At 70.2% G+C, this 14,405-nt stretch carries 11 protein-coding genes; 6 read left to right on the plus strand and 5 right to left on the minus strand.

The features are described 5' to 3' along the window. Entirely contained in the window at positions 1-1,386 is a 1,386-nt protein-coding gene (locus FOF48_RS11490) for a serine hydrolase (protein ID WP_186001872.1), read from the plus strand. A 61-nt stretch (positions 1,387-1,447) separates the two neighbouring features. On the opposite strand, the gene FOF48_RS11495 is transcribed toward FOF48_RS11490, so the two are convergent. Then, positions 1,448-1,963 (minus strand): OmpA family protein, encoded by a 516-nt coding sequence (locus FOF48_RS11495; RefSeq protein WP_143900849.1) that lies wholly within the window; start codon positions 1,961-1,963, stop codon positions 1,448-1,450. Between the two features lie 292 nt (positions 1,964-2,255). Here FOF48_RS11495 and FOF48_RS11500 point away from each other — a divergent pair, with 292 nt between their 5' ends. Further along, positions 2,256-3,131, plus strand: coding sequence for a flagellar motor protein MotB (locus tag FOF48_RS11500; protein ID WP_143900850.1), 876 nt, complete (start codon positions 2,256-2,258; stop codon positions 3,129-3,131). Positions 3,132-3,212: 81 nt separating this feature from the next. Here the strand turns inward: FOF48_RS11500 and FOF48_RS11505 are convergent, their stop codons facing one another. Further along, the gene (locus tag FOF48_RS11505) at positions 3,213-4,124 is read right to left on the minus strand and encodes a LysR family transcriptional regulator (protein WP_143900851.1); all 912 of its coding nucleotides are present in this window, start codon (positions 4,122-4,124) and stop codon (positions 3,213-3,215) included. Positions 4,125-4,292: 168 nt separating this feature from the next. Between FOF48_RS11505 and FOF48_RS11510 the strand changes: the two genes are divergently transcribed. Next, positions 4,293-5,096 carry an inositol monophosphatase family protein gene (locus tag FOF48_RS11510; RefSeq protein WP_255442074.1) on the plus strand — a complete coding sequence of 268 codons (804 nt, stop codon included), beginning with the start codon at positions 4,293-4,295 and terminating at the stop codon, positions 5,094-5,096. Then, on the plus strand, positions 5,097-5,774 hold the full coding sequence (locus FOF48_RS11515) for an NADPH-dependent F420 reductase (protein WP_255442076.1): 678 nt from the start codon (positions 5,097-5,099) through the stop codon (positions 5,772-5,774). 47 nt (positions 5,775-5,821) lie between these two features. Here FOF48_RS11515 and FOF48_RS11520 read toward each other — a convergent pair whose 3' ends face one another. From FOF48_RS11520 to FOF48_RS11530, 3 genes are all read right to left on the minus strand, one after another. Next, a complete protein-coding gene (locus tag FOF48_RS11520) occupies positions 5,822-6,769 on the minus strand; it encodes a DUF808 domain-containing protein (RefSeq protein WP_143900854.1) in 948 nt (315 codons plus the stop codon). 142 nt (positions 6,770-6,911) lie between these two features. Continuing rightward, positions 6,912-11,078, minus strand: coding sequence for an MG2 domain-containing protein (locus FOF48_RS11525; protein WP_143900855.1), 4,167 nt, complete (start codon positions 11,076-11,078; stop codon positions 6,912-6,914). 135 nt (positions 11,079-11,213) lie between these two features. Then, positions 11,214-12,128: a LysR family transcriptional regulator gene (locus FOF48_RS11530; RefSeq protein WP_235685513.1), complete on the minus strand. Its 915-nt coding sequence runs from the start codon at positions 12,126-12,128 to the stop codon at positions 11,214-11,216. Positions 12,129-12,255: 127 nt separating this feature from the next. Between FOF48_RS11530 and FOF48_RS11535 the strand changes: the two genes are divergently transcribed. Both FOF48_RS11535 and FOF48_RS11540 read left to right on the plus strand, forming a co-directional pair. Next, entirely contained in the window at positions 12,256-13,176 is a 921-nt protein-coding gene (locus FOF48_RS11535) for a pyridoxal-phosphate dependent enzyme (RefSeq protein ID WP_143900857.1), read from the plus strand. A 312-nt stretch (positions 13,177-13,488) separates the two neighbouring features. After that, positions 13,489-14,400: a right-handed parallel beta-helix repeat-containing protein gene (locus FOF48_RS11540; RefSeq protein ID WP_161664611.1), complete on the plus strand. Its 912-nt coding sequence runs from the start codon at positions 13,489-13,491 to the stop codon at positions 14,398-14,400. Positions 14,401-14,405 lie beyond the last annotated feature (5 nt).

Genomic DNA, 14,405 nt, shown 5'->3' on the forward strand with positions numbered 1-14,405 from the left:
ATGCCCTTCCGACGATGCCTCTTCCTCCTGGCGCTGGTATGTGGGTCCCTGGCGCTTGCCGCACCGGACCCGGTGGACGCGTACGTGCGGGCGGAGATGGCGCGCAATCACATCCCCGCCGCGGCGGTCGCGGTCGTTCGCGACGGCAAGGTGATCAAGCAGCAGGTCTACGGGACGGCGAACCTGGAATGGAACGCCCCCGCGACGCCCCGTTCGTCGTTCCAGCTTGCCTCAGGCACCAAGATGTTCACCGCGGTGCTCCTGATGGACCTCGTGGGCCAGGGAAGGCTCCGCCTCGACGATCCGATCTCCCAATACATCACGGACATCCCACCGGCCTGGAGCCGGATCACCGTCCGCCAGCTGGCCAGTCACACGTCTGGCATGAAGCCGGGGCCTCCGAACGCGGACATCTCGGATGTCGCCGCGGCGGTCGAAGCGGAGAAGCAACGCCCGCTCGTCTCCGCGCCGGGTGAAAAGGCCGCCTACGGCTCCGAGGACTTCACCCTCCTGATCCACATCCTGGAGAAGGCCAGCGGCGTTCCGTACCGGCAGCTCCTCCGCGAGCGCATCACCGCGCCCCTCGGCATGTCCAACACCGGGTTCGACTCCGCCGCCAATGACGCGGAGCACATCGTCTTGACCAGTGACGTCATGCCCGGCCGGGTCGCGACCTACCAGTGGAAGGGCGACCACCAGCAGCAATACTGGTTCGTGTACCCCTATTACACGCTCGCGGCGGGCGGCCTGTTCTCCAGCATCACGGACATGTCCAGGTTCATGAGCGCGCTGATGACCGGCAAGCTGCTGAACGCGGAGCTGCGCACCGCCATGTTCACGCCCGCCACGCTCAACGACGGCACTCACGGGAAATTCGGCATCGCCTGGGCCGTGGGACGCTTTCAGGGCCGAACCGAGGTCGCGCACAGTGGGGGTCCGGCGCTGTCGGACACGGTCTACTACCCAGACGACAAGCTGGCCGTGGTCGTGCTGACGAACCAGCGGAACCTGTCCACGACGCTGGCGCATGGCGTGGCCCGCCTCTACCTGCCGCCCCCCTCCTTCTTGAACGACCCTGGCGTCACCGACTCCGAGCCGGCGCGGACCGAGAGGGTGAAGAGGGTGTTGGTGTCCCTGGCCCAGGGGAGCGCCGCCGCCAGCGACTTCTCCTCCCCCGCGAAGGAGGACCTCGCCGGCCTGAATCAGTGGATGCCGCTGGAGGTCAGTGGAATGCCCGCGCTGAGCCGCCTCGTCCTGCTGAGTGACTCCGCGGACCACCGGGCGCGGACCTACCGTGCCGTGTATGGCAAGGATCAGACCCGGCGCTGGTCTGTCACCTTCGATCCTTCCGGGCTGATCTCGGAAGTGGACGTGACGGTCGAATAAGGGCCGACACGCTTCAGCCACGGATGGGCGGCGCGACCCACGCCGCCCATCCTGAGTGGGCCTACAGCCGGACCTGGAGCTCGTAGCGGCGGTTCTTCGCCTTCTTCGCCTCGGTGTTGTCCGGCTTCACCAGGGGGCGCTCGGAGCCGAAGCCCACGGCGGTGATCTCTCCACGGGGGATGCCCCGAGCGACCAGCTCCTTGACGATGGCCTCCGCGCGCTGCTCGCTGAGCGACTTGTTCTTCGCGGCGTCGCCCGTCGAGTCGGTGTGACCGGAGACCTCGAACTTGTAGCCACTCACCCCGGCGGCGACGAGCTGCTTCTTGGCGTCGATGAGGACGTTGGTGAGCTTCTTGAGCTTCGCGTCGCAGCCGGGGGCCAGCTCCGCGGTGCCCGTCTTGAAGCTGCACTGGTTCTTGCGGCCCTCATCCGTCAGCTTCGTGTTGACGCGCTTCTCGACGGTGGACTTGCTGGCGTCGCCCGCGGCCTTCTTGATGGAATCGAAGGGGCTTTGCGCGGCGGCCACACCCGGAACGGCCAGCAGCGACACGGCGATGCAGAACGCCTTGAGCTTCATACGTAGGACTCCTCGGGGCTCCAGTGGAGGAAGGGAGCCGAGCCCCAAGGCTGCCGAGGGCGGCGCGTCCCGTCCAGCGCCAAGTCCCGGCGGTGTTGGACGCCTGCCTCCTCTTCTCGCGCACTCCCGGCGAACCTCGGGCGTCGCACGCGACCGTGGCGTGCGCGAACACCGGCTGCCCTCGCTGGAACATTGCACCCCCAGACACCTGCACGCACCCGGGTCGCCTTGAGGCGCACCCGGGGGATGTCCGTAGCGTGGCCTCGGTCCATTCCACCCCGGAGGTCGCGACATGGAGACGGAACGCGGAAGAGCCTGGGTGCCCTGGTTGGTGACGGCGCTGGTCACGGTGCTGGCGGGCATGGTGCTGTATCTGTCGCATCGCAGCTCGAACATCGCGGACGCCGCCGCCGCGGCGGCGACCACCCGGGCCAACGAGGCCGAGGCCGCGAAGCGGTCGCTCGAGTCGAAGCTGTCCGCGCTGGAGCTGGAGCGCACGAAGCTGACCGCCGAGAAGGAGCAGCTCAACACCGAGAAGGATCAGCTCAACCAGACGGTGCAGGAGCAGGAAGCGGAGCTGACCCGGCTCAAGGCCACCTACGAGGACCTGCAGGACAAGATGAAGAAGGAGATCGCCGAGGGTGCCATCCGCCTGACGCAGAACGGGGGCCGCATCCAGGTGGACCTCGTCGACAAGGTCCTCTTCGATTCAGGCGACGCCAGCATCAGCGCGCGCGGCCAGGAGGTCCTCACCCGGCTGGGCGGCGTGCTGTCCAAGGTGGATGACAAGCTCATCCAGGTGTCGGGACACACCGACGACTCACCGCCCTCGCAGAAGCTCCAGGCCACCTTCCCCACCAACTGGGAGCTGTCCGTCGCGCGCGCGGTCAACGTGGTGCGCTTCCTCCAGGACAAGGGAGGTGTGCCGGCGAAGCGCATGCTCGCGGCGGGCTACGGCGACACGCGGCCCCTGACGGCCAATGCCTCGCCGCAGGGTCGCGCTCGCAACCGTCGCATCGAGCTGTTGTTGATTCCGGAGCTGGCTGCCCGGCGCAACCCCGCCATCGCGAAGGCCGCCCCCGCGAAGGCCACCCCGGCCAAGGCCGCCCCCGTGAAGGCCGTCCCCGCGAAGGCCGTCATCGTGAAGAAGCCCCAGCGCGGCAAGTAGGCGCGAGGAGATCTCGGAAGCGGTCGCCCTCCGGGCAGTGCTGCGCCCTGCCCGGGGAGCGGCTTCGTCAGGACCGGCGGGTCAGAGGGGCCCGGCGGTCGTGAACTCCGCCAGCACGGCTTGCACCTGCTGGCGAAGCCAGCCGTGCGCACGGTCGGGCTCATGTCGCCGGTGCCATGCGGCCACGATGCGTAGCGCGGGGACGCTCACGGGCATCGGCAGGGACTTGAGCCGAAGCGCCTTGAGCATGTCGGAGCACATCCGCTCAGGCACCGCCACGAGCAGGTCGGTCTCGCTGGCGAAGCGAAGCGCCGCGGCGCTCGTAGGAGCAGAGGCGGCGACCCGCCGCGAGAGCCCCTGTGCGGCGAGGACGTCGTCCACGGGGTCGCGGAGGCGCCCGCGCCGGGACACGATGACGTGCTCCGCGTCGGCATAGGCGCGCGCGGTGAGCTTCCGCCCCGCCAGGGCATGTCGCGCGTGCAGGGCCACGACGAGTCGATCCTGGCCCAGGACCTGATGGGCGATGTCCCGGTGTGACGGCGTGGTCGCGCCGAGCTCGAGGTCCACGTTCCCCTGCCGCAGGTCGCTCGTGTCGGTGGGTGCCTCCGCCAGCAGCCGCAAGGTGACTCGCGGCGCCGCCTGGCGCATGCGCGCGAGAAGCCGCGCGCCGATGGCCGTGGCGATGGCGTCGTGACACTGGAGGGTGAACACACGCTCGAGCCGCGACAGGTCCAGCGCGTCGCGCTGGGCGAGCACCGCCTGGGTGCGCAGCACGATGGCATGCACCTCGTCGCGTACCGCCAGCGCGTAAGGCGTCGGCGTCATGTCGCGCCCCGTCCGCACGAAGATCGCGTCGCCCGTGAGGTCTCGGATGCGGCCCAGCGTGCGGCTCATGGCAGGCGACGTGACGTGCATCCGCCGGGCCGCGCCGCCGACGCTGCCCTCTTCGAGCAGCGCGTCCAAGGCCAGGAGCAGGTTCAGGTCCAGTTGCATGGAGGTAACTCGTCGAGTGAGCACATGTAACTGGTGGTTAATTCCGCGCGAACGCATCGTCAATGCATCCACTCGCAACGCCCTCCGGGGCTCTCCGAACGGAGCATGACGATGACCACCCTTGGAACCAGGTCCGACCCTGCCAGCCGCCTCGCCGCGGAAGCTCGAGTGAGCCGGAGTGACGGCGCGCTGCTCGCGGCGGCTGTCTCCGCCGTGCGCGCGGCGGGCGCGCGGATGCTCGAACGGTTCGAGCCGCTCACTCGGACGCCCCCCGACCGGGATGGCGTGGTGAAGGCCATCCTCGAGAACGACAGGGCGTCACTCGCGGTGGGCCGCGAGCTCCTGGAGGCGGCTCGCCCGGACGCGGGCTGGGTGGAGGACGAGCTGGAAGGGGGCGCGCTCCCCAGTGGGGAGTTCTGGGTCGTGGACCCCGTGGAGGGCAACGTCAACCACGTCCATGGCCTGACCGAGTGGGGCATCAGCGCGACGCTCGTGCGGGACAACGTCCCGGTCCTCACCGCGGTCCACGAGCCGGTCGCGGGCCGCCTCTACACCGCGGTGCGAGGTGCCGGAGTCGCCTACGTGAACGGCGTGCCGATGCGGCCGTCAGCCAAGACCGAACTCAAGGCCGCCATTGTCACGACCGGACAGGCGAAGCCCGGGGAGACGGGCGAGACCCACCGCCGTATCGGCCAGTCGGTGACGGCCATGCTGAACGCGGCGCTCGTGGTGCGGATGACCGTGCCGGCCACCTTCCAGCTAGGGCTGGTGGCGGCGGGGCACATCGACGGCTTCTGGCAGCACAGCGACGTGCGCTCGGGCCTCGTGGCGGGAGCCCTGCTCGTCGCCGAAGCCGGCGGCGTCGTGACGGACACGCGCGGCAAGCCTTGGACGCTCGCGAGCGAGGACTTCCTCGCGTGTGCGCCGGGGATTCATCGCGAAGCCGTCGAGGTCCTGCGCGCTCTCGCCTGAGTGTTGGCCCGTCTCGACTGGAAAGGAACAAGGAGCCCCATCATGAAGATCAGCATTCTTGGAGCAGGTCGCGTCGGCGGCGCGCTGGCGCGTGCGCTGGCTGGCAAGAAGCACGAGCTCACCGTTGGCACGCTCGCCCCCGCGAAGACAGCCGCCGCGTGGGAGGGACCGGCGGTGCGCCACGCCCCGGTCGAAGTGGCGGCCAGCGCGTCGCCGCTCGTCATCCACGCCACGCCCGGCGACACGGCGCTCGGGACCCTGACGGGGCTGCGCGAGCAGCTTCAGGGCAAGGTGCTCCTGGACGTGTCCAACGCGACGGTGCGACTGCCCAATGGGCTTCCGGGGGGACTTGCGCATCCGGGCACGAGCCTCGGGGAGAAGCTTCAGGAAGCGCTCCCGGAGACACGGGTGGTCAAGTCACTGAACACCATGCTGTTCAGCGTGATGACCGCCCCGGGCGCGCTCTCGACGCCCCCCACGGCGTTCATGAGCGGCGATGACGATGGCGCGAAGGGGCAGGTCGCCGCGCTTCTGGGCGAGCTGGGCTGGCGCCCGGAGTGGATCCTGGACCTGGGCGGCATCGAGACGGCACGAGCCACCGAGGCGATGATCCTGGTGGTGCCTCACGTGATTCGCCGACAGGGGTTCGCGCCGTTCGCGGTCAGCATCGTCCGCTGACCGCCGGTGCGGCGGCGCGTGGCACCGGCGGTTCCAACGGTGGCGTCCTATTCGTGCGCCTTCGCGCCGCGTCCCTTCACCACCTTCTTGCCCAGGGTGAGGAGCAGCACCAGCACGGCCCCGGCTCCCAGTCCCACCGAGGCATTGAGCAGCATGGGAGCGAGCCCGCCCAGGATGCTGCCCACCCCCGGCACGGCCGCGGCCCACGCGGTCAAGGACGTCTCCGCGTGGTGCAGGCCGGAGACGCCGTGCACGAGGATGCCGCCGCCCACCAGGAACATGGCGGCCGTACCCGCCACGGAGAGGAACTTCATCAGCCACGGCGCCGCGCGGAGGATGCCCGCGCCCAGGCTGCGCTGGAGGCCCCCAGGCTGGCGGGTGAGATACAGCCCCGCGTCATCCAGCTTCACGATGCCCGCCACCAGCCCATACACGCCCAGGGTCATGATGATGGCGACCCCCACCAGGACCGAGACGCGGGTGGCGAAGGCCGCGGTCGCCACGGTGCCCAGCGAGATGGCGATGATCTCCGCGGAGAGGATGAAGTCGGTGCGCACCGCCCCCTGGATCTTCTCCTTCTCCAGGGCCACCAGGTCCACGTTCGGATCCACCCTCGCCTCGCGCAGCTCGGCGCGCTGCTCGCCGCTCTTCTCCTTGCCGTGCAGGAACGAGTGCGCGAGCTTCTCGAAGCCCTCGAAGCAGAGGAAGGCGCCGCCCACCATCAGCAGCGGCGTCACCAGCCAGGGCGCCAGCGCGCTGATGGCCAGCGCCGCCGGCACCAGGATGGCCTTGTTGACCAGCGAGCCCTTCGCCACGGCCCACACCACCGGCAGCTCGCGGTCCGCGTTCACGCCCGTCACCTGCTGCGCGTTGAGCGCCAGGTCGTCTCCGAGCACACCCGCCGTCTTCTTCGCCGCCACCTTCGTCAGGACAGCGACGTCATCCAGGAGGGTCGCGATGTCATCGATGAGCGCAATCAGGCTACTGCCTGCCATGGTGGTCTTCCGGGCTGGAGGGTTGGGAAGTCGCCTTGCGGCCCGCTCGGCCTAGCACAAGCAGGGAGTCCGAGGCACGGCCTCGCCAGCTCCCCGCTCGGCGGGCCGCCCTTTCGCCTGAGGCGTCCGGAGACGCCCCCTGCTACGGCTTCGGAGCAATGGACACCTTCACGCCCTCGCTCCACGTTTTATGTTCATCCGCGTAATACAAGTACGCCCGGCTGGCCGGGCCCGTGTAGGTGCCGGGCACCGCGGCCACCAGGGACAGCGGCACGTCGATGCGCTGACGGGGCTCCATGCCGCGCCAGTACAGGACGACGTCGCGCCCCAGCACCTCGTACGCATCCACCACCTGCCGCTTCACCAGCTCCTTGAGCTGGTCATGCCGCACCTCCAGCCCGCCCGGCACGCCGAAGATGGCCACCGCCGTGGGCAGCCGTTGGCCTGTGCGGTTGGCGACCACCACCCGCGCCTCGGTGGGCTCGCCCTCGGTGAGGTCCGTCTTCGCCAGCGACACCTCCAGCGCCACGCGCGTCTCCTTCGAGCTGTCCGGCACGAGCGCGCTGTATGTGACTTCCACCGAGTACGGCAGCTCCGCGCCGTCCTCCATCCGCAGCTCCACGCGGCGCGAGCCCGGTCCGAGCAGCGCGCTCACGTCAGGCAGCTTGATGGCTTCCTGAGCGGAGCCGTCGAAGCGCACCGGCTCGCCCACCCGGCGGCCATCCACATAGACGCTCACCGTCCCGGGGGTGAGCTTCAGCGCGCGCGCCTTGTCGTAGGCGATGATGGCGCGCAGCGCGAGCACCGTGCTCTGCGTCGCCCCGTAGCGGCCCCCCTCGCTGGACTCCGCGAGGAACTTCATCGCGCGCTCCACGTTCCCCACGTAGGAGGGCTCGCGCATCCACGCCAGGGTCGCCAGCGCGGTGGTCTCGATCTTCAGCGTCGCCCCCTCGCTGCCCACGATGGATTGCGTCGCGCCGCCCACCGCGCCGTCGGTCCCCTGCGAGGAAGCGAGCCGGCCCATCAGCGCCCGGGCCTCGGCCGTGTCACCGGCGAGCGCCAGCGCGTTGGCCGCCAGCGCCACCACGTAGTTGTTGGTGCTCTTCGCCGCGGCGGCCTTCAGCGAGGCGACCTCGCGCGACAGCTCCTTCGCCTGCGCGGCCGGCTGGCTCGCGCTCTCCAGCAGCGTCCAGAGGATGTACGCGTTCGACGTGTCCGCGTCCTCCACCCACACGTGCAGCGCGCGGCGCTTGCGGTTGAAGCCGCCCTGCCCGTCCCGCTGCTGAAGGAGCCACTCGCGCGTGCGCTCCAGCATCGCGGTGTCCACTTCGCGCACCTGTCGCATGTCCGTGAAGTGCAGCAGGCCGAACGCGGTCAGCGCCTCATGGCCCGGGTTCTGCCCGAACCACTCAAAGCCCTTCTCGGACGTCTCGTAGCCCATCAGCCGCTGGTAGCCCCGCTCCAGCTTCTCTCGCGCGCTCGCCACCAGCTCGGGGTTCACGCCGGTGTGCGTCTGGAAGTACTGCTGCGCCATCGTCATCGGGTACGTCGTGGAGCTCGTCTGCTCGAAGCAGCCGGAGGGCTCTTGGATGAGACGGGCCAGCGACTCGGTCATGTTGGCCAGCGGACCGGGGTAGACGGCGATGGAGGTTTGCACGCTGCCGGGCACCACGCTCTCCGGGAGCACCACCGGGTGCGACGCCGGCCCCTTCGACGACAGCAGCCCGCCGAAGGACACGCGGCCCGGGAAGCCTCGGGGCTTGATGGACAACGTGCGGGTGACGACGTCCGTGTACTCGCCAGCGCGCGCCGTGAGCTTCACGTCGACCGGCCGCGCCTCATGGCCAATCTCCAGCGAGAAGAGCTGCCGGCCCCGCTCCAGCGCGGCCAGGTCCACCGTGTGGCCGCCCGCGACCTTCACATCCCCCTTCAGCTCAAGCGCCACCCCGGCCCCGGCCAGCCTCGCCTCCGTCCCATTCACCAGCGCCACCGGCAGGCGCACCACGTCGCCCGACGTCACCTCGAGGGGCAGCTTGGGCTCCGCGTAGAACGGCTGCACCGACTCCAGCTGTGCCACCGCCGAGCCGAGCGCGCCGTCACCGCCCACCGCGCCAGCGAACGCCTTGAACGTCGTGACCGAATCGCTCATCGCGAAGGACACCCGCGCCTCGCCGGTGCGGGCATCCGTGCGCACCCCGGCGTTCCAGTAGAGCGTCTCCGCGAAGTCCACCCGGTCCCCGGCCTTGCGGTTCGGTCGTACGGCGTGCGCGAACTCGCGGAGGTAGACCCACTGCCTGAGGGGGTGACTCTTGTCGGCGAAGCGCATGTCCCGCTTCGCGCGCCGGGCAAGCTCCTCCCTCGGCGCCTCCTCCTTCTCCTGGAGCATGCGGGCCGGGGGCGCCGCGGCAGCTGCTTCGGGAGCCGCGTCCGGAGGGGGCGCGGCGACCGGGGCCACGCCGAGGAACGCATCGGCCACGGGCCTGGCGGCGCCCTCTCCCATGGCGGCCTCCATGGCATCCTCGTCCGCGGCCTTGGCGCTCCGCGCCTCCATGACCTGCCCCAGCGCGGGCGCGAGTCTTGGACCATTGAAGGCGGCGACGCGTCCGCCCCCGCGGGTGGACGGTCGGGACGTGGGGACGGGCTCCTGCGGCCAGCGCACCGCGAGCACGCGCAGCGCCGCGTCACCCTGTCGGGCGAGAAAGCCCTGCGTATCCGTCAGCGCGAAGCGCCGCCAGCCCTGCGTCCCCAGGAGCAGGTCCACCGCCAGCTTCGACTTCGGATTCTTCGCGTCGAGGTAGAGCTGTGCATCGGCCAGCTCCTTCACCTCGGGCTCCAGCAGCACCATGACCGGGAGCTGCGGCGCCTGGTCGCGCTTCTCCTGGAGCTCCAGCACCGCGTCATCCGTGACGGTGAGCATCAGCAGCGCGGAGACCGGCCGGCCGTCGCGCGTCGTCCGGGCCGTGAGCTGCACCGGGCCGCCGGGCACGTAGCGTTCGCGGTCCGCCTTCAGCTCGACCGTCACTTCCTTCGCGGGCTGGCGGAACACCAGCCGCTCCGCGAGTGGCCGTCCGTCGTGGTCCCACACCGTGGCGACGAGCACACCGTCCGCCTCGCCCGGATCCAGGGTCACCGCCCCGCCCTGCGCGTCCCCGATCACCGCCGAGGCGACGCGCACCTCGCGCTGGCTCAGCGTCACCGTCGCGCGGCCCACGCCGGACAGGCCCACGGCGAGCTGCACCAGCCGTCCGGCGGGCACCACGTCCTCGCGCGAGCGGATGACAGCGCCCCTCGCCTTCACCTCCGGCAGCGGGAAGCGCCTCCGGATGCCCGACGGCGCGTCGATGATCAGCGCGTACCGCACGCCGGCCTGGGGGGTCAGCTCGAAGCGGCCACGACCTTCGTGCTCCGAGCGCGCCCGGGCGACCACCCGACCGGTGTCCACCTCCACCACGCGGCCCACGAGGTCCGCGGGCTTGCGCGCGGGCGTGCGCGCCTCGAAGTAGACGCGCGACGCGAGCCCCGCCACCAGGTCGCCACCCTCCGGGTACAGGGCCAGGTCCAACGTCTGGAGGAGGATGGGGATCGTCTTCGCGGCCGACTCCACCACGCCCCCATCCTCGATGGTGAAGGCCAGCGTGCCCTCGCCGCGCGCCATCGCCGCCGGGAGCGGGAAGCGCACCGTGCAGCGTCCCTTCCCGTCCACCGTGCACGGCACCTGCGCCACGGTCGCACCATCCACGAGGGCGGTGGCCGTCACCTTCGCGCCCTCGGGCACGCCGCCCTCCGCGCGCTTCACGTCCAGCGTGGCGGTGACGGTGTCACCCGGCCCATAGCCATCCCGGAGGAACTCAATCTGGGACTTGAGCCGTGGGGCCCGGTAGGCGCGCACGTCGAACTTCCGTTCCGCGGGGGCCGCGCCCGTCCATGGGTAGGTGACGCGCAGGGTGTACTCGCCGCCGGGCTGACCGGCGGGGATGGGCCAGGCGTATCCCCAGACGGCGTCCGAAGTGGAGACCGCGCTGGTGGTGACGACGTCCCCCTTGGGCCCCCGAACCTCCAACTGCGCCTGGAGCGAGCCCGCGTACGGCTTGCGGCTCAGGGCCTCCAGGACGAGGCCTCGCACCAGGACCTGCTCTCCCGGCCGGTAGAGCGGCTTGTCGGTGGTGACATGGGTCAGATACCGGTCCGCCCCGCCAAGAGAGCGCGTGGTGGCCCGGGCCGCGAGGACGCGGGGCGACAGCAACACGAGGAGGGCGGTGAACCCCAGGGATAGGAGCGCGCGCGAGGCACGCGGGACGTGGAGGGCCATGGCGTCACTCAACGGGCGAGCGCGCCAGAAGTTCTGGGCTCCCGGCCGGAACCTCCTGGCGCCCGCGGACGCGCCGTCCCGGGCCTCCCACCCGCGAGAGAATGGGCGACGCCGCGACCTCCAGCGTCGGCCTGCTCATCCATGAGGGGTCGCGCGCAGCGCCGCGAGGAACTGCTGCACGACCGGCGAGCCCGCCCGGCCGTCGTACACGAATTCGACGTCGAAGCGGCCGTCGAGCTCGTCAAGCGCGACCAGCCGCACCGTACGCGGGCACGTGGGTGCGATGCTCTCCGGCACGAACGCGTAGCCCATTCCTGCCGCGACGAGTCCGATAAGCGTCGGGATGTCGCGGCCGACCTGCGCGATGCGCGGCGTGAAGCCTGCCCGCCGGCACTGCTCGAACAAGAACCGGTGATGCGCGGCGGACCGGAGCGGGTCGAACCAGATGAACGGCGCGCCCGCGAGTTCGGCCAGCTGGCGAGGCGCGCGGAAGCGGCGGCCCGGCGTGGACAACATCGCGAGCACGAATCGGTCGCGCAGCAGCCGCATGCCTGACAGATGCGGCGCCTCGTCCTGTCGCCACGCCATGATTCCGCCATCGAGCTCGCCGCGTGAGATCGCGGCCGCCTGCTCGGCTGACAGCATTGGCGTGATCGACAGCATGACGTCCGGACAGGTGCTCCGGAAGGCCTTGAGGATGTTCGACACCATCGGCAACGGGAAGTAGTTCGGCAGCACGCCGAGACGCAGCTCACCGAGTTGGCCGGCCGCGCTGCGCAGCGCTCGTTCTCGGCTGCCCTGAAGTTCGGTCAGCAGGCGCGTCGCGTCCCGCAGGAAGCTCGCGCCAGCCGCCGTGAGGACGACGCCCGTCGAGCGGCGGATGAGGAGCGGCGTGCCGACCGCGTCCTCGAGCTCGCGGATCTGCCGGGAGAGCGCGGGTTGAACAATCCCGACCGCGCGGGCGCCGGCCATCATGCTCCCGGCCTCCGCGACCGCCACGAAGTAGCGCAGATGGCGCAGTTCGACCTGTCGCATCCGGTTCGTGTCCATTCCGTCGATATACCTGAAAGGCATGACAGGCCGTACTGGAGAGTATTGGAAAGCATGAGGCGCCAAGCCTAGGTTTCCCAGCATCACGGCCACCGCCCGCGTGTCGCGGACGTCCGTCGCACTTCCGATGCCACTCCATATCCAGACTCCCTACATCCGTTCGCAAGCGGCATCCCGCCGACTCGGCAAGGACGTCCACTTCAAGTTCGAGGCGATGCAGCCGTCCGGCTCGTTCAAGCTGCGCGGCGTCGGCGCGGTATGTGAGGCGCGGCGCGCGGCCGGCGCCCGACGTTTCGTGTCGTCGTCGGGCGGGAACGCGGGGATCGCGGTCGCCTATTCGGGGCGCGAACTCGGCGTGCCAGTGCTCGTCGTTGTTCCGGAGAGCACGTCCGCGCGCGCCCGCGACCTGATCCGTCTCGAGGGCGCGGAGTTGATCGTCCACGGCGCGTCCTGGTCAGAGGCGAACACGTTCGCGCGCTCCGTGAGCGGCCCGGATGACGCGTTCGTGCATCCCTTCGACGATCCTGAGCTGTGGCAGGGCCATTCAACGATGGTCGACGAAATGGCGGCAGCCGGACCGAAGCCAGACGCGGTCGTGCTGGCGGTTGGCGGCGGCGGCTTGCTGTGCGGCGTTCTCGAAGGGCTGGCTCGCAACGGCTGGCGCGATGTGCCGGTGGTCGCGGCCGAGACCCAGGGCGCGGACTGCTATGCGCGTTCAATCGCGCAGGGGCGGTCCGTCGAACTGCCTGCGATTACGAGCATCGCCACGTCGCTCGGGGCGAAGCGTCCTTGCGACGCGGCGCTTGAGTGGGCGACGCGTCATGCTGTCGAGAACATCGTTGTCTCCGATGCGGCGGCAGTGGCCGCCTCGCTGCGGTTTCTCGACGAGCACCGGATCCTGGTGGAGCCCGCCTGCGGGGCCGCGCTGGCCGCGCTCGACGCGGACTCGTCGGTCCTTGCCGCCGCGTCACGCATCGCGGTGATCGTCTGCGGTGGCGTCACGGCCACGGTGGAGCGGCTGCAGGCATTGCACAGCCAGGAGCGCTGACCTCGCCCGTGCCAGCTTCGACCCGCCAGGTCATCGCGCGCTTCGCCGCCGGAGCCCGCAGAATCCACCCGAGGCGGGCATGCAACAATTCCAGGACAAACCCAATTACAAGCCGACCAATGATACCGAGCAATGGTGACGCGTGGCGCCCCGTGAACCCAGCGAAAGCCGTCTCATGGTCATGGGACCCCGCGGCCTCGCGGAGAGCCGGGCCCGCTGAAGACGATGAGACAGTGATACACGGAGTGCGGTGCTCTTGGTCCCTTGCGACAAAGAGGTCTAGTTTGCCGACCCATGTCCTCTGGAAGCTTGATGCCGCGTCGCCGTCTTGGAATCACCGTGGTGCCCGCCCTGCTGTGCCTGCTCGTGAGCTCGGTGGCTTGGGGCCAGGCGACGCGCACCTGGATCTCCGGTGTGGGAGATGACGCGAACCCGTGCAGCCGCACCGCTCCTTGCAAGACCTTCGCGGGCGCCATCAGCAAGACGGCGACGGGCGGGGAGCTCGACGCGATGGATCCCGGCGGCTTCGGCGCGCTGACCATCACCAAGTCCATCACCGTCGATGGCGGCCCGAATGCCGGCGGCATCCTGAACGCGGGGACCCACGGCATCGTCGTGAACGCGCCTGGCGCGGTCGTGATCCTGCGCAACCTCACGATCCAGGGGACAGGGACTGGGCTGGATGGCATCCGGATCATGGCCGCGAGCCAGGTCCACATCGAGGGATGCACGCTGATGGGCTTCACCGGCTCTGGCATCCACGTCCTGGCCGATGCAGGCGCACCGAAGCTCTTCGTGCGGAACACGAGCATCAACGGCGCGTCCTCCAAGCCGCCCGCGGTGCCCACCGACACCACGGCGGGCATCCAGGTCGAGAGCGGAACGGCGATGATCGACCACGGCCAGATCATCGCGGCGATCACCGGCCTCGGCGCGCTGAACGGCGCGCAGGTCACGGTCAACGACACGACCTTCGCGGGCAACTCCGCGGAAGGCGTCCATGCCTTCGGTGGGGCGACCGTCACGCTGGAGCGCGGCGTGGTGGCGCAGAACAGCACCGGCATCAAGGCGGACGCGCCCGCGCTGGTGCGCATCTCCGACGTGATGGTGGGCCACAACACGAGCAAGGGGCTGGAGGGCAACGTGGCCACCTTCGGCAACAACCGCATCGCCGCTGGCAACGGCATCGACGGTACCCCCTCCACCACCCTCCCCCAGAACTGAGCGCG

The sequence above is a fragment of the Corallococcus sp. Z5C101001 genome (genome assembly GCF_007352635.1).
GTDB lineage: Bacteria > Myxococcota > Myxococcia > Myxococcales > Myxococcaceae > Corallococcus > Corallococcus silvisoli.